The organism is Legionella lansingensis (genome assembly GCF_900187355.1).
Classification (GTDB): Bacteria; Pseudomonadota; Gammaproteobacteria; order Legionellales; family Legionellaceae; genus Tatlockia; species Tatlockia lansingensis.
This window is the reverse complement of sequence record NZ_LT906451.1, coordinates 438,091-460,339: the sequence shown is the minus strand read 5'-3', so window position 1 is coordinate 460,339 and position 22,249 is coordinate 438,091. Positions and strand designations below refer to the sequence as shown.

Here is a 22,249-nt window from a genome sequence, read left to right as displayed (position 1 = left end):
CTTAGGGTCTAGTCGCTATTTGGCTAACTGCATTAATATTTGTCCCGGCATAACTTTATCACCTTTCTGACAAAATACCTCTTTCACAATACCAGCAAAAGGTGCCTGGATCTCTGTTTCCATTTTCATGGCCTCAAGGACCAATAATGCCTGTCCAGCCATAACTTGTTCTCCGACGGTCACGTTAACATTAACTATATTACCAGGCATCGCCACGGTAATATCACCGAAACCGGGGCTTCTTTTTTTGTTGTTCATCCCATTCGCAACAATAGCCTCCTCCTGAGGTTCTTCTTCAACATTTATGATGACTTCTTCGGGAACACCGTCCACCCATAAAAAACAAGCTTGCTGTCCCCTTTCTCGCTCGCCATATCCAGCAACTTTAATGTGATAATTTTCACCGTGTAGAGTAATATTGAATTCAGAAAAATTATTTCCCTTCGTTACAGCTGGGGTTGTCATTAATGGTTCTGGCCGCAGTGCATTACTTTTTCGCTCAGCCAAAAATTGCTTACCAATTTCAGGAAACATGGCATAAGAAAGAACATCTTCATCGGTTTCTGCTAACTCGCCAATTTCATCACGTAAACGGTGTAATTCATTGGGAATCAAATCTGCCGGTCTTACGTCAATGACTTCAGTATGGCCTATAGCTTTTTTACGCAAGCGCGGGCTAATTTTTCCCGGCGCGGCACCATATTTCCCCTGACAATAAAGTTTGACTTCATTGGTTATTGTTTTATAACGTTCGCCAGTTAAAACGTTTAACACTGCCTGGGTTCCTACAATCTGCGATGTAGGTGTCACCAAGGGTGGGTAACCTAAATCATGACGTACACGAGGGATCTCTGCGTGTACAGCACTCATTTTATTTAATGCTTGTTGCTCCTTTAATTGACTATATAGGTTGGAAATCATCCCTCCGGGCACTTGATAGACCTGGACACGTGGGTCAATCTCACGTGCTTCACCTTCAAATTGCTGATATTTTTTGCGAACTTCCTTGAAATATTCACCAATATCAAGCAACAAATTCAAATTAAGACCTGTGTCAAATTCAGTCTCGACCAAGGCAGCTACTAAAGCTTCAGTGGCAGGATGAGAAGCACCACCTGAGAAAGAAGAGATTGCCGTATCAACATGATTACAACCTGCGAGAATTGCTTGATAAAGGCTTATGCTTGCCAGTCCTGCCGTTGCATGACTATGGAGATGAATTGGCAATCCGGTTGCATCCACTAAAGCCTTATATAAAGACACCGCTGCCATTGGTGTCAGCAAACCAGCCATATCTTTTATGGCGATACTGTCGCAACCCATATCAGCCAATTTCTTACCCAGATCGACAAAGCTTTCTAAGGTATGTACTGGGCTTGTGGTATAACAAATAGCCCCTTGAGCATGTTTTTTTTGGCGCTTAACTTCCTCCAAAGCCACACGTAAATTGCGAACATCATTTAGCGCATCAAAAACACGGAATACATCAACCCCGTTTTTTGCAGCAAGTTTTATAAAACCCCGGACCACATCATCGGCATAATGACGATAACCCAAGAGATTTTGGCCACGCAATAACATTGACAAGCGGGTGTTCGGTATGGCTTTTCTTAATAGACGCAAACGAACCCAGGGGTCTTCTTTTAAAAAACGCAAACAGGCATCGAATGTAGCTCCTCCCCAAACCTCCATCGCCCAAAAACCGGCTTTATCCATTTTTTGACAAGCCGGTAGCATATCTTCCGTGCGCATTCGGGTTGCAATCAAACATTGGTGTGCATCACGCAAAGTTACATCAGTTATGTATGTTTTAGCCATAATCAATCCATTGCTTAAGAAGCTCTTTCAAGAGTGTTTACCAAACTGTGTCATCCCAAAATGGATTCCCGCCTACGCGGGAATGACACCGTTTAATGAACAATCTCCTTTTCACTAACTTATTTTAAAGCTTGACTGAAGTACAGCTTTTACAAATCTTTAGGGGCTATTAACATTTTAAATCTCCGTTAATTTAAAATGTTCAGTATCCAAATAGGGTGAAGTACCGTAATATCCACACAATGCTTCCCTAAACAGTCGCGCTCGCGAAGCCAAGCCTCGTTCACAATAATTTAGCACATGTTGATAGATAGCTTGTTTAAATGCCTCAGTATCCAAAGGTGGACCATTTAGGTTATCAATACTGATACGAAAACGATATCCTGCCGCTATGGAAAGTATCCATTCCAAAGCTTGAGGTTTTGCCTCAACCTTCTGAAAAAATTGTTGCTGTTCGGCTGTACGACCATCAGGAGCATACCAATAACCATAATCAATCTGTTTCCTGCGTTCTTTACCAGCAATTAACCAGTGCGCACACTCATGAAGAGCGCTGCTAAAAAAACCATGAGCAAAAAAGATAGCATGATAAGAACGTTCCTCATCTGCAGGAAGATAAATGGGCTCCTCATCACCTTTAAGCAGTCTTGTATTGTATCGGGCTGCAAAGCAGTGATTAAAAAGTACAATTAAATCGTTATAGTCGTGTTTTTGATTGCTCAATATAAACCCCATAAAAGCAGAGATTTTAATTTGAACCCGCTAGAATGACCAGATTTAGTTTCTATTAAAACTCGCCATTATGCCGACATCATGCCGATATCCTCTTATATCTGGACATTATTGCAAAGATCAGGCAGAATCCACTTCAATTTTGCCGAATCATCTTGACAATGAAGAAAATACTTGTACTACATGGTCCAAATTTAAATAGACTGGGGTTACGAGAACCTGATATTTATGGCTCAACAACATTAAAAGAACTTAACGCATTGTTAGCACAACAAGCGCAAGCGGCTGGTATCTCGCTAACCAGTAAGCAAAGCAACAATGAAGCAGAACTGATCGAAATCATTCACCAAGCCACTGATGATAAAATAGATTACCTGATTATCAATCCAGCTGCCTTCACTCATACGAGCATTGCACTTCGCGATGCCTTGTTGGCTGGGAAACTTCCCTTTATTGAGGTTCACATTAGCAATATTTATTCACGAGAAGCATTTCGTCATCATTCTTATTTTTCCGACATTGCAACAGGTGTCATTAGCGGACTAGGAATTAACGGTTATTCCCTAGCCCTGCAAGCCATTATTGATGAATTAATTTAAATTAGAGAGTAATCAATGGATATTCGTAAAATCAAAAAGTTGATCGAGTTATTAGAGGAAACGGGTATTTCTGAAATCGAAATTAAGGAAGGTGAAGAATCCGTTCGTCTAAGTCGTCATTATCCGGAACTACCACCGCAGGTGCGTTACATTACTTCACAGCCACAAACGCCCCAAGCACCTGCGCCAGTAGCGCCCACTGTAGTAACCAATGAAAGCGGCAAAACAACCACTCCACCTAGTGCTGGTCATAAGATCCGTTCTCCTATGGTTGGAACCATGTATACCTCACCTTCTCCTGATGCCGCTCCTTTCGTTACTATTGGGCAGTCTGTTAAAGTCGGAGATACACTTTGTATTGTTGAAGCGATGAAGATGTTCAATGAAATTGAAGCTGATCGCGCCGGTAAAATCGTTGACATTTTAGTAGCTAATGGTGAACCCGTTGAGTATGACCAACCTTTGTTTGTCATTGAAGAATAATCATAGAGAGTCGATTGATGCTCAGTAAAATTGTGATCGCCAATCGTGGCGAAATTGCCCTTCGTATTTTACGTGCCTGTAAAGAACTTGGCATTCAAACCGTTGCCGTGCATTCTGATGTTGATAAAGATTTACTCCACGTACGTCTCGCCGATGAAACGGTTTGCATAGGACCAGCCAATTCACAAAAAAGTTATTTAAACATACCTGCTATTATATCTGCGGCTGAAATTACTGATGCTGTGGCTATTCATCCGGGCTACGGTTTTCTGTCAGAAAATGCAGATTTCGCTGACATCGTTGAACAAAGTGGTTTCCGTTTTATCGGCCCTCGAGGAGACACCATCCGTTTAATGGGAGATAAAGTATCAGCCATTGCTGCAATGAAAAAAGCAGGAGTCCCCTGTGTGCCTGGCTCTGATGGCCCCTTGCTTGAGGATGATCAACACAATCTGGGATTAGCCCACAACATTGGTTACCCGATCATTATTAAAGCAGCTGGAGGTGGTGGCGGCCGCGGCATGCGTGTTGTGCATAGCGAAGCAAACTTGTTAAATGCCATCGCTTTAACGCGTAGTGAAGCGAAAGCTGCCTTCAATAACCCCACCGTTTACATGGAAAAATTTCTGGAAAATCCGCGACATATTGAATTTCAAGTGTTGGGTGATGGTAAGGGCAACGCTATTCATTTAGGTGAACGTGATTGTTCCATGCAACGCCGACATCAAAAAGTGGTAGAAGAAGCGCCTGCTCCTGGCATTAGTCCTGAATTGCGCGCGAAAATTGGAGAATCAGTGGTCAAAGCTTGCCGTGAATTAAACTATCGCGGCGCAGGAACGTTTGAATTCTTATATCAAGACGGTTGTTTTTATTTTATTGAAATGAATACACGTGTTCAGGTTGAACATCCCGTTACTGAAATGATTACCGGCATTGATATTGTTAAAGAACAAATAAAAATCGCCAGTGAAATACCTTTTACCTTGCGTCAAGAAGATATTACATTGCGTGGTCATGCCGTTGAATGTCGGATTAACGCCGAAGATGCCAAAACCTTCATGCCTTGTCCTGGAACAATAAGATTACTTCATCAACCAGGTGGACCAGGTATCCGCTTCGATTCTCACATCTATAGTAGTTATACCGTCCCCCCTCACTACGATTCCATGATAGGTAAATTAATTAGCTATGGAGAAAACCGCGCTGAAGCATTTGCAAGAATGCGTAATGCCCTGGATGAAATCATCATCGATGGCATAAAAACAAATATTGAATTACATCAGCGTATTCTTCGCGATAAAGCATTCAAACAAGGTGGCACAAATATTCATTACTTAGAAAAAATGCTGAAGGAATAAGTTAGTGTGGTATCAGTTACAAATTGATCATTGTCATCGCGATGAAGCGGAGCAGTTAAGTGAAGCACTAGAAGAAACTGGCGCCTTATCTGTCACGTTTGCAGATAAAAACGACGTACCCGTGCTTGAACCTGAACCTGGAACAACCCCACTTTGGCCGGACGTCATAGTCACTGCGCTTTATGATGTAGAAGATACTGCAACCAAGGCCTTGGAGTCACTTCGTCTGCAATATACACATTTACAGTTCTCTATGGATGAATTGGCCGACGAAGACTGGGAGCGTGTCTGGATGAAAGACTTCAGACCTCAGCGCTTTGGTAAAAACTTATGGATTTGTCCCTCATGGATTGAACCACCGGAACCAGAAGCGGTTAATTTAATTCTTGACCCAGGATTGGCTTTTGGTACCGGGACACACCCAACAACCGCACTTTGCTTAACTTGGCTTGATCAAGCTGAATTAAAGAACAAAACAGTCATTGATTATGGTTGTGGTTCAGGTATCCTTGCCTTGGCTTCTTTAAAACTGGGTGCTTCTAAAGCATATGCGGTGGATATTGATGAGCAAGCGTTACAGGCAACACAAAATAATGCCATAAGTAACCATATAACTCTTCAACTAGAAATAGGCTTCCCTGACAGTTTAACCACTCAAGTTGACTTGATTATTGCCAATATTTTGCTTGCGCCCTTATTAAATTTACGAACCAAATTTAAAGATTTGCTGAAAAAGGAAGGTACCTTGATAATTTCCGGAATTTTGGATAACCAGGCTCAATCACTGATTGAAGATTACCAAGCTGATTTCCATCACAAAATTTCGAATACTATGGAAGGATGGTCTTTGCTGGTTTTCACTCGTCGCTGAGTGATTTTTTATATAGAGTCTAATAATGACAGATCAAGAATTTATTCCCTTTGCACCTAAAAGAGCACTCATCAGTGTTTCTGATAAAAGAGGAATCGTTGAATTAGCAAAAGCGCTTGCAAAGCAGGGTGTGGAGATCGTCGCGACAGGTAACACTGGCGCACTTTTAAGCAGCAATAATATAACAGTAACCGATGTTAGTGCTTGCACCAAGTTCCCTGAAATGCTTGATGGCAGAGTCAAAACCCTACATCCTGCTATTCATGCAGGCTTATTAGCCAGAGGTAAAGAGGATGATAGCATTTTAAGAGAGCATCAGATTAGCCGTTTTGATTTATTGATTGTTAATTTATACCCCTTTGAACAGGTCATTAGTACGCATGATTGTGATTTTCAAACCGCCATTGAAAATATTGATATAGGCGGGCCTGCGATGATTCGTTCCGCAGCAAAGAATCATGCACATGTGTTTGTAGTTGTAACCCCAGACGACTATCAATTGCTTGAAAACTATCTTAAGACAAAAAAAATACCCAAAAACTGGGGGTTTTCATTAGCTAAAAAAGCCTTTGCTCACACTGCTGCTTATGATGCAGCTATTGCCAATTATTTAGGAATGCTTGACGATTCTAGGGAACCTGCAGGTTTCCCCTCCGTTTTTACTTGCCAGTTCAACAAACAATATGAGTTACGCTATGGGGAGAACCCTCACCAACAAGCCATTTTTTATAGTGACAAAAATCCATCCCATACCTCTTTAGCAACTGCAAAAACAATACAAGGGAAGCAACTTTCTTATAACAATTTACTCGATGCTGATGCCGCGTTTGATTGTGTAAAATCATTCCCTCTTACCATCGCCACATGCGTTATCGTAAAGCATGGTAATCCTTGCGGGATCGCCATAGGAGATGATCCCACTCATGCCTATTTACGAGCTTTTCAAGCTGATCCAATATCTGCCTATGGTGGAATTTTGGCTTTTAATCAACCTATCGATGAAGAAACAGCCAAAACTATTCTTGAAAAGCAATTTGCTGAAGTCATTATTGCCCCAGGTTTAACCCAGAAAGCTGAAGCCGTTTTTGCCACCAAACCAGCTATTCGTGTGTTAAGCATAGGAGAATGGGCAACAAATAACTCGCCTAGATTGGATATGCGCACTGTCCATGGAGGCTTACTTGTGCAAGAACATGATGACATTTTACTCATTGAGCAAAAATTGCAATTCGTCACTGAACAAAAACCATCCCCACAAGAAATGCAAGATCTAATGTTTGCCTGGCTTGCTGCCAAGCACGTTAAATCCAATGCCATTGTTTTGGCTCAAAACGGAGCAACAATAGGTATAGGTGCAGGACAAACTAGCCGTGTTATGAGTACTCGAATCGCATTATGGCAAGCAAAGGAAGCAGGCTTTCCTACAACGGGTGCCAGCATGGCATCAGATGCTTTCTTTCCTTTTGCGGATAATATCGCCATGGCTGCTGAGGCGGGCATTTCAGCCATTATTCAACCTGGTGGGTCGATACGTGATGAGCAAGTCATCACTGCTGCCAATGAAGCGGGAATTAAAATGGTATTTACCGGTTATCGACATTTTAGACATTAAGTTTTCATAAATCTTTCAGTAGGTTCACTAATAGATTAACAGAATTTGCCAGAACAATTTGTTCTTCTTCGCTTAAAGCCTGAAGGTTTTCATTTAACCGATTATGAAGAAGATAGGGGGATGCAAAAACAAACTCTCTCCCCTTTTCCGTTATATCAATGAAAATGATTCTACGATCTTTACTGTCTCTAACACGATTTACGAATGTCTTTTCTTCTAATCGGTCAATGATACCTACAAGCGTGCTCATGGATAAATAAACTCTTTTAGACAACGATGAGATCGTAATGGCTCCATTTTCGTAAATTTCATATAAACAGATAATCTGTGGAATGGTTAATCCATAGGTTTTGTTCAGCCGCCTGGAATGAAAATCCATGTGTTGCATAATTTTTCGTAAAGCAAGAACTATCTTTTTAGAGCGCTGTTCTGACTGCACATCACTAGATTTTTTCTCTTCTATCTGGGTTTTGTCGGTATTACTCATGGATACTCATCTAAACATTAGAGTTGCAATACATTTTTGAAACCGTTAGTATCAAAAATATTTTGTGTACGAAATATTTCTATAGGTAGAAATCAAATTCACATTAAAAGCCTCTAGATTGTATCTGACTATTCAATGCACCAATAGAAGGGGCAACAAAAATCCCTAGGAATTGGCCGCTCCTCTGGAACAATTCCCAAATAATAACAAGTAGGGAGAATCGACATGCAAAACCATCAAATCACTTCACCGTGCGAATCTTTTTTTGAGGGAAATGAAACCAATTTTATAAGTAATGGAGTACTTACTTTGGGTGTGGAGCTTGAACTTCAGTTGATTGATGCCACAAATTATAATTTATGCTCACGAGCACAAGAAATTTTAGACGCTACAACTCATTTAAAAAAGATCGTACCTGAATTTTACTTAAGCACAATAGAAATTAACACAGATAAATGTGATACCGCTCAACAAATTGAAAATGACATCTCCCAAACATTATCCGAATTGCAACTGGCGACAAAAAATCTGGGCATTCTATTCTCTACAACAGGCACACATCCTTTCTCTAAATACTCGGATTGGGTCATTTCTCCAACAGCCCGTTATTTGGACTTAATCGATCGAAATCAATGGCTGACACGTCGAATGAGTGTTTATGGCCTGCATGTTCATTTAGGCATGTCAAGCGGAGAAGAGTGCATTCGATTTAACAATTTTTTTATGTACTTTTTACCGCATTTATTAGCTCTATCTTCAAGCTCACCTTTTTGGCAAGGCATTGATACAGGCCTTGCTTCATGTCGTCCAACGACCTATGAATCGCTTCCAACCGCAGGTCAACCTTATAATGTACGTTCTTGGCATGACTTTGAACAACTTTACCGAACGTTAAAAACGTGTGGTTCAATTAAATCACTTAAAGATTTATGGTGGGATTTGCGGCCAAGTCCTGGTTTTGGGACATTAGAAATTCGGGTTTGTGACGGTACAGCCACTTTGGCAGAGACAATGGCCTTGGTTGCTTTTATTCACACTCTGGCTAATTGGTTCATTGATAATGGAAGTTGGCTTGAATCAGTAGCTTATCCGCCCTATTGGCTTTCCCGAGAAAACAAATGGCGCGCTATTCGTTATGGTTTAGATGCCGAATTGTTAATGAATACTGAAGGTAAAACCAAATTAATGCGAGAAGACATTAACGAATGGATTGAAAAATTAAAACCATACATCGAACAACTTGATTACCAAACATATTTTGCCACACTAAAAACCATGATGGAATTTGGAACAAGTTCTGAGAGACAAAGAAAAATATATCAAAACCGTTCTTCTTTTGAGGATGTAGTGAAATACAATGTCAGTGAATTTTTAGCGAGAGCTCCTCTCTATAGACACGAAAGTGATTGTCTCATCGCATAAATCTATCTTTTTCCTCAACCTCGAGAACAATATACAATTAAATTCTCCACAACTGATTTTCATCGGAGGAAATCTGAGTTATTTTACGAGTGAAAACGCCCTCTTAAAACTCAGAACGATTATGCAAATTAACTACATCGAAGGTTTTAAAAAAATAATCATCATTTTTTGGATGCTATGGTGGTTTATTGCATTATGGACAGATATTGTAGGCGCGATGGCACATGCTGGATTACTCACAAAAAGTTGGGCGCAAGACCTCAATTATCCTTTTCTGGTTCAATCTTTAAAAATTTATCCTATCCCTGATTGGCTTCCTGTCTTGCTGTTCTTAGGCATTCTTCTGTGGTCATTTGTTGCCACTATTGCTTTTTTTTGGGCATGTATGAGCTTGCACAAAAATTCTGCTATTTGGATGAAACGAGCAGATATAGCTTTTGTCATTTCCATTACCTATTGGCTTGCTTTTTTTCTGTCAGATCAAATTGTTATGAAATTTGATCTGGAAGAAAATCATATGGTACAAGGCGGATTCCAGTTACTAACCTATTTGACACTATATCTACTGCCCTCTGAAAAGAGGACCAGCGTAGCCTAGGTGGCAGTCCGAAGGGCTGAAACCCGGGTTTTCACTTCGTTTCACCCAGACTACTTGCTAGTATATACTACCCTCTAAAAAGAGGGTTGTGTTAATAGCGATCACGGTCGAGAACTTTATAAATATCCATAAAGGTTGAAACCTTCGTGATATCGAGTGGGACGTGCAAGCGACGAGCAATATCACTTGCAGAGATGATGCCACGAATACGCTTACCTTGTTCATCAACAACGAGAAAATGTTGACTGCCCTCATTCCTGAGGGCCTCCACCACGTCTTTTACCTTTGCTCGTTTAAGATCATCAAACCGAATAGCCTTTAACCGGTCCTTGGGAGTCATGATGTCACTGACTAAAATTTGACTTCTGGGCGTATGATGAGAAAGAGCCATCATCTTTTCGCCAACCAAATCCGCATAGGCAAGTGTACCCACAAAGTGCCCATCACTCATAACGAGTTTTAATCTGACGTGTGTTTTTTTCATTAAATCTTCAGCAGTAACCACATCGAGCGACTCATCAATAACCAAGGGCTCCGTTTTTTGAAAATCCGTGAAGATATCCAAGGCTTGTGAATCCAAAGTTATCTCCCTGCATGCTTCAGGTGTTGCTATATAATCTATCTCGTCCACTTCATATGTAGTTAAAATCATGATTGCTTCCTTAATACACATCTTTCATTTCTAAGTATTTCATAAAATGACTTTTTTGTCTTTTCAGGGTAGCCAATTCTTGACTAAAGTTGAAGTTAAGCATATACCCTACAATGGATAGGTATCTTATGAAACACAACTCTATGGATAAATCATCAAAACACAAAGAACACAGCTGCCATGTGCATCACGCGCCAGAGAAAGCCAGAATCGATGCTAGCAAGGCGTCTGGTCCTATGATTTACACCTGTCCCATGCATCCAGAAATCCGCCAAGATAAACTGGGCAATTGTCCCATTTGCGGGATGGCTCTGGAACCGCAAGCAATCACTCTTGAAGAGGCGGAGAATCCTGAGTATGTTAACATGCGTCGGCGCTTTTGGGTGGCATTGATTTTAACTTTACCTGTATTCATCCTTGCGATGAGCGAGCACTTGATAACCTATCGTCCAGCAGCACAAATATCGTCATGGATACAACTTGTTTTAGCAACACCCGTTGTTCTATGGGGTGGTTGGCCTTTCTTTGAGCGCGCTCGACACTCGCTGAAAACAGGCCATTTAAACATGTTTACCTTGATTGCTATCGGCACAGGTGTAGCTTGGATCTATAGTGTTATCGCCACCCTATTTCCAGGACTCTTTCCTGAACATTTTCGCAATGAGGCAGGGCTCGTTGCTGTGTATTTTGAGGCCGCAGCAGTCATTACCACGTTGGTGTTGTTAGGCCAAGTACTGGAGCTTAAGGCTCGAGAAAAAACAGGCGGTGCTATTCGCGCACTACTAAGATTAGCACCCGATACAGCTCATAGACTTGATAAAGATAACAATGAAAGTGAAATAAACTTAGATGAGATAACTGTAGGCGATCACTTACGCGTCCGCCCGGGAGAAAAAGTACCAATAGATGGTGAAATCGTTGAGGGACATAGTAGCATTGACGAATCCATGATCACTGGAGAACCTATCCCGGAGAGGAAAGAAATAGGATCTCGCGTTATTGGCGGTACCATTAATCAAACGGGAAGCTTTATCATGAAAGCCACTCATGTGGGTGGGGATACCATGTTACAACGCATTGTACAGATGGTCAGTGAGGCTCAACGTAGCCGAGCCCCTATCCAACGTCTGGCTGATGCCGTTTCCTCCTGGTTTGTTCCAGCAGTCATCTTGATTGCCATTGTGGCCTTTGGACTGTGGTTTATGATAGGCCCGCCACCAGCTTTTAGCTTTGCTTTGATTGCGGCCGTTTCCGTGCTTATCATTGCTTGTCCTTGTGCACTAGGATTGGCTACACCTATGTCAATTATGGTTGGCGTCGGTAAAGGAGCAGGGAATGGAGTATTGATTAAAAACGCAGAAGCTTTGGAGCGTATGGAGAAAATTAATACGCTAGTGGTAGATAAAACAGGCACGTTAACCGAAGGGCATCCCAAACTAACCCAAATCATTACTCTCAACACTTCGGAAAATGAGATATTACGTGATGCTGCAGCTATTGAAAATCAGAGTGAGCATCCTCTTGCCCATGCAATCGTTTTGGCAGCCAAAGAGAAAAATTTAACCCTACCCTCAGTTGGTGATTTTGATGCACCTACTGGAAAAGGGGTGCGCGGTGTCATAGAAGGCCGGCGGGTTGCCATAGGGAATATCAAATTAATGGAAGAGGAACAAGCTGACCTCACTGAGGTCAAGACTAAAGCAGATGAATTACGCGCAAATGGGGCATCCGTCATGTTTGTGGCAATTGATAAAAAAATGGCTGCCATTTTAGTTATCGAGGATCCAATCAAAAGTACCACGCCTGCAGCGATTAAAGCACTTCAACAAGAAGATATTGAGATTGTCATGCTCACCGGAGACAGTAAGAAAACAGCAGAAGCTGTAGCTGCAAAACTTGGTATCAACAATGTCGTTGCTGAAGTATTGCCTGCTGACAAAAGTCAAATTGTTGCATCCTTGCAACAGAAAAAAAGAATCGTCGCGATGGCTGGCGACGGTGTAAATGATGCTCCGGCCCTAGCAAAAGCAGACATTGGCATTGCAATGGGTACGGGCACAGATGTTGCCATAGAAAGTGCGGGTATTACCTTGCTCCACGGAGATTTACATGGCATCGTTAAAGCTCGACATCTTTCTAAAGCAACCATGCGCAACATTCGTCAAAACCTTTTTTTTGCCTTTATTTATAATGCCTTAGGCGTCCCAATAGCTGCTGGCATCTTATACCCTGTCATTGGTTTATTATTAAATCCCATGATCGCAGCTCTAGCGATGTCTTTAAGTTCAATATCAGTTATTGTTAATGCATTGCGCTTGCGATGGATTAAATTATGAAGATGAGAAATTTTTCTCGCGAGGCTGTTTTTTGTTTTTTTATACTGATGAATTGCATTTCTGCTAAGGTATTCGCTCTTCCTGCTCTAACTTTATACCAGTTAACCAACATCGCAATACAAAATAATAAAGATTTAAAGGCGGCACAATATAATATTTTCCTAGCCACTGCGCGTTTAACACAAGCCGGCCGCTTCCCAAACCCAAGCTTACAACTCGGTACCATTGATGATCGGCTCTTGACTGATGAGGGGGAATACACACGCAGCATTGGATTTAGCCAAGCATTCCCCATCGCAGGACGGCTTGGCAAAGAGAAAACTGTCGCTCGTGTGGATATTGCTATTGCCATGGCAGAAGTCAGGAATGCAAAACGCCAACTTAGGGGGCAAGTTGCTGATAATTTTTTCGCCTTACTCATTACTGACAAACGCTTACAACAATTAAACAAATTGCTTGCAATTAATCAACAATTAATGCAAGTAAGCCAAAAGCGCTTTCATGCTGCCGAAGTGTCAGAATTAGATGCCAATACAGCAAGACTTGAATATCAACGTATTTTACAGGAGAAACAGGCGTTGAATAGCTTGCGCATTAGTCAGTCAGCGCAACTTAACCAATTACTGGGACGAACGCAAAAATCGCAGTTAATCGTAGACCATCGCTTGCCTAAAATAACAAGGCTCCCCAGTTTGACCGAACTGCAGCACATTGCCCTATGTAAACGACCAGAGATACAAATGGCATGGCTCAATGTTAATCGTGCTCAAGCAAACCAACAATTAGCTCGTGCTGAACGATGGTCCGACTGGACAGTCGGTTTAGGTGTTCAGCAGCAGAAACTGGTGGTGGAAGGAGCACCTAATCAAACTCAGGATCGAGCTGTAACCGTCAATATCACCATACCACTCCCATTATTTAATGCTAATCAAGGGCGCATCCTCGAAGCCAGTATGACTGAAACCCAAAATCTCATGAAACTGCAGGCACTTAAATTAGCGATTGAAACCGAAGTGGCAAGTGCCTATGGTCAGGTAAAAGAATTGCAAACTGCACTCAAACAATCTCAAAACGGAGACACCTTAAAACTGATCACTCGCAATGTTAAATTGGCCAGAGAAGCTTATAAAAATGGACAAATTTCTTTGCTTGAAATCTTGCAGATACAGCGCCAGCAAAATGAACTACAAATAGCAAAGCTTACCATTCTAGAGAAATACTTACAGGCTGTAGCGAAATTATGCACAGCAATAGGGAATAGGAGTATCGAACTTTGCCCCGCATTTTCTGGTAAAAGGACTTTAAATGCATCTACTCAACAACACGTTTGTTAAACGACTAGAGGCTGTTGACTCTTCATCTATAACGTCTACGTACCGCGGCTTGTCCGCGATGTCCAGAAATCTCTTGGATGCCGCGGACAAGCCGCGGCACGTAGGCAGCGGTATGAGTTGTCAACACGTCCTACAGAATAAGTTTATAGTTTGCTTAATTCTTTTAATTACCGCGCTACATACCCTTACCGCTTTCGCTCATGGTGAAAAAATTGAAATCTCCGATAAACCACGAGGTCCAGTTTATTTAACAAAGGCACAAGAAAAAATTATAGATCTGAAGCTTGCCAAGGTCAGTGAACGTCCACTTGCACAACTGCTTACTCTCAACGGAGAAATACAACTTTTGCCAAACGAGCAAGCCGATGTTACTGTTAGAATCAGTGGTAACGTATCAGCACTTTATGCCAATTTGGGTGATCAAGTTAAAAAAGGCCAACCTTTGGTGAAAATTCAGTCACGATTGATCGGCGATCCTCCTCCAAGCATTATTATTAATTCGCCCATGACTGGTGTCATTGATGCGCGAAATATTAGTCTTGGGCAAGCCGTGGAACCCAACACTACTCTCTTCCACATTAGTAACCGTAATCGCGTTATTGCTCTCGCGCAAGTTTATGAAGAAGATTTGGAGAAAGTTGTTGTTGGACAAACGGCCTACGTTCATGTTTTAAGTTACCCTAAAAAAACCTTCCCTGGTAAAGTTATTTTGATAGAGCCTAATCTTAATTCCGTTACTCGCACAGTCAATGTGCAAATTATTTTAGATAATCAGGGGAACTTACTAAAGCCCGGCATGTTTGCTCGTGCTCAGATTGTTTTGCAAGAAAGTAAAAATGCCTTAACTGTTCCAAATGCCGGAATTTTAGAGGGCAATGATGAAAAATTTGTATTTAGGTCCCAAGGCAATAAATTCGAACGCATTGTGGTCAAAACCGGAATGAGTGACGAGTTTTACACTGAAATTTTAACAGGCCTCGCTGTTGGTGATGAAATTGTCATTCAGGGTAATCGCCAGCTCTATACTCTCTGGCTAACAGGCAGTTCTTCACCAGCAAAGGAGGATCATCACTAGATGTTTACGCGTCTAATTGCATGGTCACTCGCTAATCGAGCCCTCGTACTCGCTTTAACATTAGGCCTATGTATCTTGGGTGGCTATACCTTACAGAAAATGCCTGTGGATGTTTTTCCCGAGTTTGCACCGCCTCAGGTTGTTGTGCAAACCGAAGCACCAGGTATGGCACCACAAGATGTCGAAGCCTTGATTACTTACCCTCTAGAAAGCGTAATCAATGGAACGCCTGGAGTTACTGATGTGCGGTCAAGAACGTCTGCTGGCCTATCAACTATTGTCATTATTTTTGATGATAAAACAGATATCTACCGTGATCGCCAACTGATTAATGAGCGAATTCAACAGGTTGTTGGGAAGTTACCCATAGGAAGCAGAACACCAGTCATGTTACCCGTGATTTCAGCAGTGGGTTGGATGGTTAAATACGCTTTAGTCAGTGACAGCGCGTCACCGGAAGAATTACGTACCATTTCAGATTGGATAATTCGTCCTCGGATACTTGCTTTAGGCGGGGTCGCCTCCGTCGTGTCCTTAGGAGGGGAAGTCAAGCAATATCAGGTCTTATTGGATCCCGCACGTATGCTTTCTTACCGCATCAGTATAGAGGAAGTGCGTCAGGCTTTAGAGAATTCAAATCGCAATGTTCCAGGGGCGTTTTTACAAAAATCAGGTGCAGAATTGATCGTTGGTGCCGTTGGTCGCATTAAAACGCTGGAAGATATAAAAAGAACCATCATCACCACGCGCGAAGGGATCCCAATCACTATCGCTAATGTTGCCTCAGTCACTTTTGGTGGTGAGATTAAACGCGGAGATAGCGCTTTCGGCCTCAAAAATGCAGTTATTGGTACCATCTCAAAATCCTATGGTGCTGATACCCTGGCAACCACGCATAAAGTTGAAGAGACGTTAGCCGAGATAAAAGCCTCTTTACCTCCTGGAGTACAATTGATTACCAGTGTCTTTCGTCAAGCTAATTTCATTGAAGCAGCGATTAAAAACCTTAGCATCGCCCTTCTGGAGGGAGCTTTAATCGTCATTATTGTGCTTTTTATTTTTTTAATGAATGTTCGTGCCTCTTTTATCACCTTTCTGTCAATGCCAATTTCTTTTGTCATTGGTATTTTAATTTTGCATTTATTCGGTTTCGGCATAAATGTCATGACGCTTGGTGGCATTGCCATTGCTATCGGGGAAGTCGTGGATGATGGTATCATTACAGTAGAGAATGTACTGCATCGTTTGCGCATAAACCGCTTGTCGTCTCGTCCTCAACCTACACTAATACTTATTTTTGATGCCGTTCTAGAAATTAGACAGTCGGTAGTGTACGCAACAATAATCGTCAGTCTGGTGTTCATCCCCATTTTTTTCTTGTCTGGTGTTAGTGAGAAAATTTTCAGCCCTTTGGCCATTGCCTATATTGCTTCTGTCCTTGGTTCACTTGCCGTTTCTATCACAGCTGTTCCTGCACTGTGCTATCTGCTTTTGGTTAGCAAAAATGAAAAGCAAAACGATGCAAATCTTCCCGCAACAGCATTACGATCCAAGGAAAGAGCTTTAGGGCTTCGCATCAATGAGCATGAGAGAACGAAGTATCAAGAGAAAGAAACGATTTTCGTCAGCTGGATTAAACAGCATTTTCAGACGATTTTGTCTTGGTCTCTTAATCATTTTAAGCTGGTTATGGGTTCTGCCTTAAGCATCTTGGTATTTACTTTAGCCTTATTACCCTTTTTTGGGACATCTTTTCTACCTGAGTTTCATGAGGGAAATTTCATCATCGCAATGACAACCTTACCAGGGACTTCTTTAGAAGAGTCCATGCGAATTGGCAAACAAGTTCGCCAACAATTATTGAAATATCCGCAAGTTGTTTCCATTGCCCAGCGCGCTGGCCGCAGCGAACTTGACGAAGATGCTCTACCTCCGAATGTGAGTGAGTTTGATGTGAATCTTAATTTCGATAAAGATAAGCATATGTCAGCCTTAGAATTACTTGAGCATATTCGTCAAGATCTAGCTTTAATTCCAGGAGCTGCTTTTAACGTAGGTCAATTTATTGCTCACCGGATGGATGAAGTTTTGTCAGGCGTTCGCGCTCAAGTCGCGATTAAAATTTTTGGGGATAATTTAACCGTATTGAATGAACTAGGAAGCTCCGTTGAGAAATTACTTAAAACGATTCCTGGGATCGTGGATATCAATCGCGAACAGCAAATTAACGTACCACAGTTAATCATCAAAATTGATCGCAACAAGGCTGCCTATTATGGGATCAATGTTGGTCAAATTTCCGAGGATGTACAAACCTTACTTAATGGGGTACGTGTTTCAAGTGTCTTAGAAGGTCAACGCAGTTTTGATTTATTCGTGAGGTTAATCCCATCTGGTCGCGATACCGTTAAAGCTGTTCATGACATGTTAATTGATGCCCATGGAATCAATATACAAAGAAATGAAAAAATCCCCTTACGGGCAGTAGCGCAGATCTCAGAAGAAGAGCAACCTTTTTTGATCAACCGTGAAAACGTACAACGCATGGTCGTCGTGGCATTCAATGTACAAGATGAAGCGCTGGGCAAGATAATCCCCAAGGTTAAGCAACTAGTGAAGGAGGAAATCAAGCTTCCTCCTAATTATTTCATTGAATACGGCGGGCAGTTTGAGAATCAACAACAAGCGGCACGTACGATAATGATTCTTGGGAGCCTGACCATTGTCGCGATGTTACTTCTCTTATATAAAGCTTTTGGTACGTTTAGAGAAGCCTTCTTAGTCCTATTTAACTTACCTTTGGCCCTCATTGGAGGAATCATATCATTATTCATGCTAAGTGGAGAGATGAGCATTGCTGCGATGATCGGTTTTATCACACTCTTTGGTATTGCAGCCCGTAATGGTATCATTCTCATTGCTCATTACAATCAATTGCAAAAAGAAGGAAAGCCTTTGCATAATGTGGTCATGGAAGGCACTCTTGACCGTCTTATTCCTGTTCTGATGACAGCTGCAACGACGGCTTTGGGGTTAATTCCTTTGCTATGGGGATCCCCCGTGGGCAAAGAGCTTGAGCGACCATTGGCAGAAGTATTATTAGGAGGGCTTTTTACCTCAACGTGTTTGAATATGATTGTTGTACCTACCATGTATAATTTCATCGAGCAGCGGCGAGCACAGCGAGTAAAAAAGCCCGATCCTCTTACTAGGGAACATCCCTAATTTAATTGATAGAAAAATGTCGGAGATATTGTGAAAAACGTTAGTCATCATTTTCTTGTTAGGTACCTTTTAAGCACCGGCTTAGTGCTTATAACGTTGATGTTTCAACCTTTAGCTATCGCAGGGAAGACTACTCATCATCACCAGCAACAGCCAACTCAACCTGCAAATCCTAGTATGCGCCTATCCGTTGAAAAAATAATCGATAAAAATGATAAAAAAATTGTTATTTTCAAGTTAACTGATGCTAAGACCCATCAACCGGTTCGTTTAAGTGACCTTGATGAAGTTCATACACAAAGAATTCATGTCCTGATTATTGACGATAGCTTGACTGATTACAGTCATGTTCATCCCAAGGCACTGGAAGAATTAGGGATTTATGAATTTGAGTGGAAGCCCAGTCAGCGTAATGCTAGTTATCGAGTCTGGGCAGATCTTTTACCTGTTAAAACAAAAACTCAAGAATATCTGGTGGCAGATTTAACAACCAAACCTCATCATCAAGCAAGTAGAGTTAATAGTCATCCATTCTATGAGAGCATTGTAGATGGTTATAAGTTTCAATTGTCCTTCGATAAAAAAGAGCTTAAAGCAGGTAAGCCTGTGACAGGGAAAATTCTTGTCACCAATGTTAGAGGCAAGCCCATCCGTACTTTAGAACCAGTCATGGGTGCTTTTGCACATATCGTTGGTTTTAATGACGATTTAAAAACAATTGTTCATATTCATCCTATGGGACAAGAACCCAGCCAAGCCACCGATCGCGGTGGTCCTGAGCTAGTGTTTCATTTGGAACCCGAAAAAGCCGGTTTTGTTAAGATTTTTGCGCAGGTTAGGATTGAAGGTAAGGAACTGTTTGTACCTTTTGGGATTGTAGTGAAAAAAGCTTAAGACCCATGAGCTTTATATAATTAATAAGACATATTACTTTGCACAGGACAAAAATTTTATTGACATCCTTGCGAACAAAGTGAAGCAATGGATCCAAGAGCAGATTTTTAATCAACCCTCGATCTGGGTTGCTTCGCTAACGCTCGCAAAGACTCGACGCTCAAATTTGTTCTGCGAAGAGAAGACATTTAGACAGATATGAGCAACCCAGATTTTGACACAATTAATGCTCTCCTAAATGAGGCTCGAGAATCTTTGGCAGCCTCTCAGCAAATCATGGACGATATTCTTCATGAGTCCGCTGCTGACGAGACGTCCTCTTTTGAAGAGATAGCTATAAGTATTCAATTGACCCTGCAATATCGTTTAAATTGCCAAAACGCTCTTGCCTTGCTTCTCAGTCTTGATCATCATTTGCTTTATATTTTGGGCATTCAACCTCAACATTCAGCAACGACAAATCTCGAGCGTATATCCTATGCATTAGGCAGTGATGACTTGAAACAGATTCTGCATGCCTTGTGTCAATTGGTCGACTCCTTGTTACGTATTGCGCGACGTCATCAAGCGAATTTTAGTTTGAAAACCCAAAATCAAGATCGCAAACCAAATCCCATAATAAAAGGAATGCAAAAACTCTCTCTAAAACACAATCAATTCTTAAGCTTAATGCACAAACTTGAAGACAATATTAAGCAGATTGTAAAGCTTGAAGCCATAGGCCCGATCCATGATCATATCGCAGCGCTTAGAGGTCCAATTTCTCAATTTCATCAGGCAATTTTAAATGGCCTTGCCCAAGCAGAACTACTTTATCAAAAAATTAATAAAAACCAGACCCTAAACTATCGTTTTGATACTCTATTAAAAAAGGCAGAGCAGGTACTCAACATAATGCCTTCCCTCTATCAACCTTCACCTAACTATTCTTTAGGGCATTTTGCCACTACGTCTTCAGAACAATTGGAACAGCGAGCCGCGGCAAAACGCCTGCGTCCTTTCTTTTAGTCATTTGATTAATTTGTCGCTTCAAGGGAAGAAAATTTTGCGGGACCTTAATCGCTCAGCTTCAAGGCCCCCGTCTATCAATAAAATTCTATATAAGGCTTCATACAAAAAAACCATTAATCAAGCAAACCTAAAGCCTTAACCGTATCACGCTCTTGGCGAAGCTCTTCTAAGGTCGCATTAAACCTGGCCTGGCCATACTCATTGAACGTTAAACCTTCGACCACTTGGATTTCTCCATGGCTGAGACGGCAAGGGAAAGAAAAGATCAACCCTTCATCCACACCATATTCGCCTTGTGAACATAAGCACATGGAGAATGATTCATGTGCGGACGTGTCATTAATGAGATGATAAACACCCTGAATAGCCGCATTAGCAGCCGAAGCAGCTGATGAAGAACCACGAGCTTTAATAACCGCAGCACCCCGTTGTTGCACGGTAGTAACAAAGGTTTCTTTTAACCATTTTTCATCATTGATCACTGAAGCAGCGGAAAGACCATTAATCTTTGCGTTATAAAAATCAGGATATTGGGTAGAGGAATGATTTCCCCAAATGGTCATTTGACTGACCTCTGTAATATCGACACCGGCTTTTTTTGCAAGTTGTGAACGCGCCCGCAATTCATCAAGCATTGTCATTGCATAAAATCGCTCATTAGGTACATCTTTTGCGTGATTCATGGCAATAAAACAATTGGTATTACAAGGATTACCAACAACAAAAACACGGACATCGTCAGCAGCATAATCGTTAATGGCCTTCCCTTGTTTTGTAAAAATACCGCCGTTGATTTGCAATAAATCAGACCGTTCCATCCCCTGTTTACGTGGCACTGAGCCAACCAATAAAGCCCAATTTACACCGTCCATCGCTTTACTAAGGTCAGCTGTATAAACAATCTTTTTCAATAAGGGGAAAGCACAGTCTTCTAATTCCATGACTACACCTTCCAAAGCAGGCAAAGCCTCTTCTAATTCAAGTAAATGCAATTCAATATCTGTATGAGGGCCGAACATTTGCCCGGATGCGATTCTAGGTAACAAAGCATAACCAATTTGTCCGGCAGCACCAGTTACAACTACTCTAACTCGTTTGTTCATTATTCTTTTCCTTTTTCCACCATTGTTTAACTAAGAAAAGCGCAGCAATACTTCGCGCCTCCGAAAAATCAGGACGTAGCAGCAATTCGTCAGACGCATGCAATGGCCATTCCACCACTTCGAGCGGCTCAGGTTCATCACCTGGTAAGGGAGCAGGATATAAATCATATGCCACTACTAAATCTAATGCTGCACCAAAATAACCAGGTGCTAAAGTTATTCTCCGCAAAAATTGCAATTTCCTCGCAGCAAAACCTACTTCTTCACGCAATTCACGATTCGCCGCTTCTAAAGAAGTTTCTCCCTGATTGACTACTCCCTTAGGGAAAGCCAGTTCATAAGCATCTATTCCTGCCGCATACTCCCTTACCAACAGAACTGATTCACCTGGAGTGAGAGCGACTATCAACACAGCACCATGCCCATGACTACGGATGCGCTCATAAATTCTTTCAGCACCATTGGCAAAATGAAGATGCATTTGCTCAATGGTGAACAAATTGGATTTGGCAATAACCAATCGTTTAGAACAAACTGGTTTTTCTCGCATCCTCATCTTATCCTTATTCGACTACAATAAAAATACTTGGAATTTTTAAAGAAATCACCAGACCACGAGCATGCTTGGTAGAGAGTGTT

Annotated in this window: 19 protein-coding genes; 13 read left to right on the top strand and 6 right to left on the bottom strand. The window is 41.6% G+C overall.

Going from position 1 to position 22,249, the window contains the following annotated elements; genetic code table 11:
• Positions 1 to 15 precede the first annotated feature (15 nt).
• A complete protein-coding gene (gene oadA, locus CKV79_RS02210; protein WP_028372135.1) occupies positions 16 to 1,818 on the bottom strand; it encodes a sodium-extruding oxaloacetate decarboxylase subunit alpha in 1,803 nt (600 codons plus the stop codon).
• A gap of 177 nt (positions 1,819 to 1,995) precedes the next feature.
• Positions 1,996 to 2,553, bottom strand: coding sequence for an elongation factor P hydroxylase (locus CKV79_RS02205; protein ID WP_035914730.1), 558 nt, complete (start codon positions 2,551 to 2,553; stop codon positions 1,996 to 1,998).
• 158 nt (positions 2,554 to 2,711) lie between these two features.
• On the opposite strand from CKV79_RS02205, the gene aroQ reads away from it, so the two are divergent.
• The 5 genes from aroQ to purH are packed head-to-tail and all read left to right on the top strand — an operon-like array spanning position 2,712 to position 7,473.
• Entirely contained in the window at positions 2,712 to 3,149 is a 438-nt protein-coding gene (gene aroQ, locus CKV79_RS02200; protein WP_028372133.1) for a type II 3-dehydroquinate dehydratase, read from the top strand.
• A gap of 15 nt (positions 3,150 to 3,164) precedes the next feature.
• Positions 3,165 to 3,632: an acetyl-CoA carboxylase biotin carboxyl carrier protein gene (gene accB / locus CKV79_RS02195; protein ID WP_028372132.1), complete on the top strand. Its 468-nt coding sequence runs from the start codon at positions 3,165 to 3,167 to the stop codon at positions 3,630 to 3,632.
• A gap of 17 nt (positions 3,633 to 3,649) precedes the next feature.
• Complete coding sequence (gene accC / locus CKV79_RS02190) at positions 3,650 to 4,990, top strand: acetyl-CoA carboxylase biotin carboxylase subunit (protein WP_028372131.1); 1,341 nt, start codon at positions 3,650 to 3,652, stop codon at positions 4,988 to 4,990.
• Between the two features lie 4 nt (positions 4,991 to 4,994).
• Positions 4,995 to 5,861, top strand: a complete 867-nt coding sequence (gene prmA, locus CKV79_RS02185) for a 50S ribosomal protein L11 methyltransferase (RefSeq protein WP_028372130.1) — start codon at positions 4,995 to 4,997, stop codon at positions 5,859 to 5,861.
• Positions 5,862 to 5,883: 22 nt separating this feature from the next.
• Positions 5,884 to 7,473, top strand: a complete 1,590-nt coding sequence (purH, locus tag CKV79_RS02180) for a bifunctional phosphoribosylaminoimidazolecarboxamide formyltransferase/IMP cyclohydrolase (RefSeq protein ID WP_161634052.1) — start codon at positions 5,884 to 5,886, stop codon at positions 7,471 to 7,473.
• Positions 7,474 to 7,477: 4 nt separating this feature from the next.
• Here purH and CKV79_RS02175 read toward each other — a convergent pair whose 3' ends face one another.
• The gene (locus CKV79_RS02175; protein ID WP_028372128.1) at positions 7,478 to 7,960 is read right to left on the bottom strand and encodes a MarR family winged helix-turn-helix transcriptional regulator; all 483 of its coding nucleotides are present in this window, start codon (positions 7,958 to 7,960) and stop codon (positions 7,478 to 7,480) included.
• Between the two features lie 225 nt (positions 7,961 to 8,185).
• Here CKV79_RS02175 and CKV79_RS02170 point away from each other — a divergent pair, with 225 nt between their 5' ends.
• Positions 8,186 to 9,382, top strand: coding sequence for a carboxylate-amine ligase (locus tag CKV79_RS02170; RefSeq protein ID WP_035914727.1), 1,197 nt, complete (start codon positions 8,186 to 8,188; stop codon positions 9,380 to 9,382).
• A gap of 121 nt (positions 9,383 to 9,503) precedes the next feature.
• Positions 9,504 to 9,980 carry a hypothetical protein gene (locus tag CKV79_RS02165; protein WP_131796038.1) on the top strand — a complete coding sequence of 159 codons (477 nt, stop codon included), beginning with the start codon at positions 9,504 to 9,506 and terminating at the stop codon, positions 9,978 to 9,980.
• 91 nt (positions 9,981 to 10,071) lie between these two features.
• Here CKV79_RS02165 and CKV79_RS02160 read toward each other — a convergent pair whose 3' ends face one another.
• The gene (locus tag CKV79_RS02160; protein WP_035914725.1) at positions 10,072 to 10,632 is read right to left on the bottom strand and encodes a CBS domain-containing protein; all 561 of its coding nucleotides are present in this window, start codon (positions 10,630 to 10,632) and stop codon (positions 10,072 to 10,074) included.
• A gap of 128 nt (positions 10,633 to 10,760) precedes the next feature.
• On the opposite strand from CKV79_RS02160, the gene CKV79_RS02155 reads away from it, so the two are divergent.
• The 6 genes from CKV79_RS02155 (at position 10,761) to CKV79_RS02130 (ending at position 20,504) form a co-directional block, all read left to right on the top strand.
• Entirely contained in the window at positions 10,761 to 12,968 is a 2,208-nt protein-coding gene (locus tag CKV79_RS02155) for a copper-transporting P-type ATPase (protein ID WP_028372125.1), read from the top strand.
• Positions 12,965 to 14,302 carry a TolC family protein gene (locus CKV79_RS02150; RefSeq protein ID WP_231950175.1) on the top strand — a complete coding sequence of 446 codons (1,338 nt, stop codon included), beginning with the start codon at positions 12,965 to 12,967 and terminating at the stop codon, positions 14,300 to 14,302. Before CKV79_RS02155 ends, CKV79_RS02150 begins: the two co-directional genes overlap by 4 nt.
• Positions 14,274 to 15,377: an efflux RND transporter periplasmic adaptor subunit gene (locus tag CKV79_RS02145; RefSeq protein WP_231950173.1), complete on the top strand. Its 1,104-nt coding sequence runs from the start codon at positions 14,274 to 14,276 to the stop codon at positions 15,375 to 15,377. The genes CKV79_RS02150 and CKV79_RS02145 overlap by 29 nt, the downstream gene beginning before the upstream one ends.
• Entirely contained in the window at positions 15,378 to 18,602 is a 3,225-nt protein-coding gene (locus CKV79_RS02140; protein ID WP_028372122.1) for an efflux RND transporter permease subunit, read from the top strand. It begins immediately after the preceding gene.
• A gap of 30 nt (positions 18,603 to 18,632) precedes the next feature.
• Positions 18,633 to 19,496, top strand: a complete 864-nt coding sequence (locus CKV79_RS02135; RefSeq protein WP_035914722.1) for a hypothetical protein — start codon at positions 18,633 to 18,635, stop codon at positions 19,494 to 19,496.
• Positions 19,497 to 19,694: 198 nt separating this feature from the next.
• Positions 19,695 to 20,504 (top strand): hypothetical protein, encoded by an 810-nt coding sequence (locus CKV79_RS02130; protein WP_028372120.1) that lies wholly within the window; start codon positions 19,695 to 19,697, stop codon positions 20,502 to 20,504.
• Between the two features lie 116 nt (positions 20,505 to 20,620).
• Here CKV79_RS02130 and CKV79_RS02125 read toward each other — a convergent pair whose 3' ends face one another.
• Both CKV79_RS02125 and nudE read right to left on the bottom strand, forming a co-directional pair.
• Positions 20,621 to 21,610 (bottom strand): malate dehydrogenase, encoded by a 990-nt coding sequence (locus tag CKV79_RS02125; RefSeq protein WP_197697234.1) that lies wholly within the window; start codon positions 21,608 to 21,610, stop codon positions 20,621 to 20,623.
• Positions 21,594 to 22,160 carry an ADP compounds hydrolase NudE gene (gene nudE / locus CKV79_RS02120; protein WP_028372118.1) on the bottom strand — a complete coding sequence of 189 codons (567 nt, stop codon included), beginning with the start codon at positions 22,158 to 22,160 and terminating at the stop codon, positions 21,594 to 21,596. The genes CKV79_RS02125 and nudE overlap by 17 nt, the downstream gene beginning before the upstream one ends.
• Positions 22,161 to 22,249: the final 89 nt, after the last annotated feature.

Bases quoted from the DNA above. Each gene is read 5' to 3' on its own strand.
- oadA (WP_028372135.1), bottom strand. From the start codon at position 1,818: ATGGCTAAAACATACATAACTGATGTAACTTTGCGTGATGCACACCAA.
- CKV79_RS02205 (WP_035914730.1), bottom strand. From the start codon at position 2,553: ATGGGGTTTATATTGAGCAATCAAAAACACGACTATAACGATTTAATT.
- aroQ (WP_028372133.1), top strand. From the start codon at position 2,712: ATGAAGAAAATACTTGTACTACATGGTCCAAATTTAAATAGACTGGGG.
- accB (WP_028372132.1), top strand. From the start codon at position 3,165: ATGGATATTCGTAAAATCAAAAAGTTGATCGAGTTATTAGAGGAAACG.
- accC (WP_028372131.1), top strand. From the start codon at position 3,650: ATGCTCAGTAAAATTGTGATCGCCAATCGTGGCGAAATTGCCCTTCGT.
- CKV79_RS02175 (WP_028372128.1), bottom strand. From the start codon at position 7,960: ATGAGTAATACCGACAAAACCCAGATAGAAGAGAAAAAATCTAGTGAT.
- CKV79_RS02170 (WP_035914727.1), top strand. From the start codon at position 8,186: ATGCAAAACCATCAAATCACTTCACCGTGCGAATCTTTTTTTGAGGGA.
- CKV79_RS02165 (WP_131796038.1), top strand. From the start codon at position 9,504: ATGCAAATTAACTACATCGAAGGTTTTAAAAAAATAATCATCATTTTT.
- CKV79_RS02160 (WP_035914725.1), bottom strand. From the start codon at position 10,632: ATGATTTTAACTACATATGAAGTGGACGAGATAGATTATATAGCAACA.
- CKV79_RS02155 (WP_028372125.1), top strand. From the start codon at position 10,761: ATGAAACACAACTCTATGGATAAATCATCAAAACACAAAGAACACAGC.
- CKV79_RS02150 (WP_231950175.1), top strand. From the start codon at position 12,965: ATGAAGATGAGAAATTTTTCTCGCGAGGCTGTTTTTTGTTTTTTTATA.
- CKV79_RS02145 (WP_231950173.1), top strand. From the start codon at position 14,274: ATGCATCTACTCAACAACACGTTTGTTAAACGACTAGAGGCTGTTGAC.
- CKV79_RS02140 (WP_028372122.1), top strand. From the start codon at position 15,378: ATGTTTACGCGTCTAATTGCATGGTCACTCGCTAATCGAGCCCTCGTA.
- CKV79_RS02130 (WP_028372120.1), top strand. From the start codon at position 19,695: ATGAGCAACCCAGATTTTGACACAATTAATGCTCTCCTAAATGAGGCT.
- CKV79_RS02125 (WP_197697234.1), bottom strand. From the start codon at position 21,610: ATGAACAAACGAGTTAGAGTAGTTGTAACTGGTGCTGCCGGACAAATT.
- nudE (WP_028372118.1), bottom strand. From the start codon at position 22,160: ATGCGAGAAAAACCAGTTTGTTCTAAACGATTGGTTATTGCCAAATCC.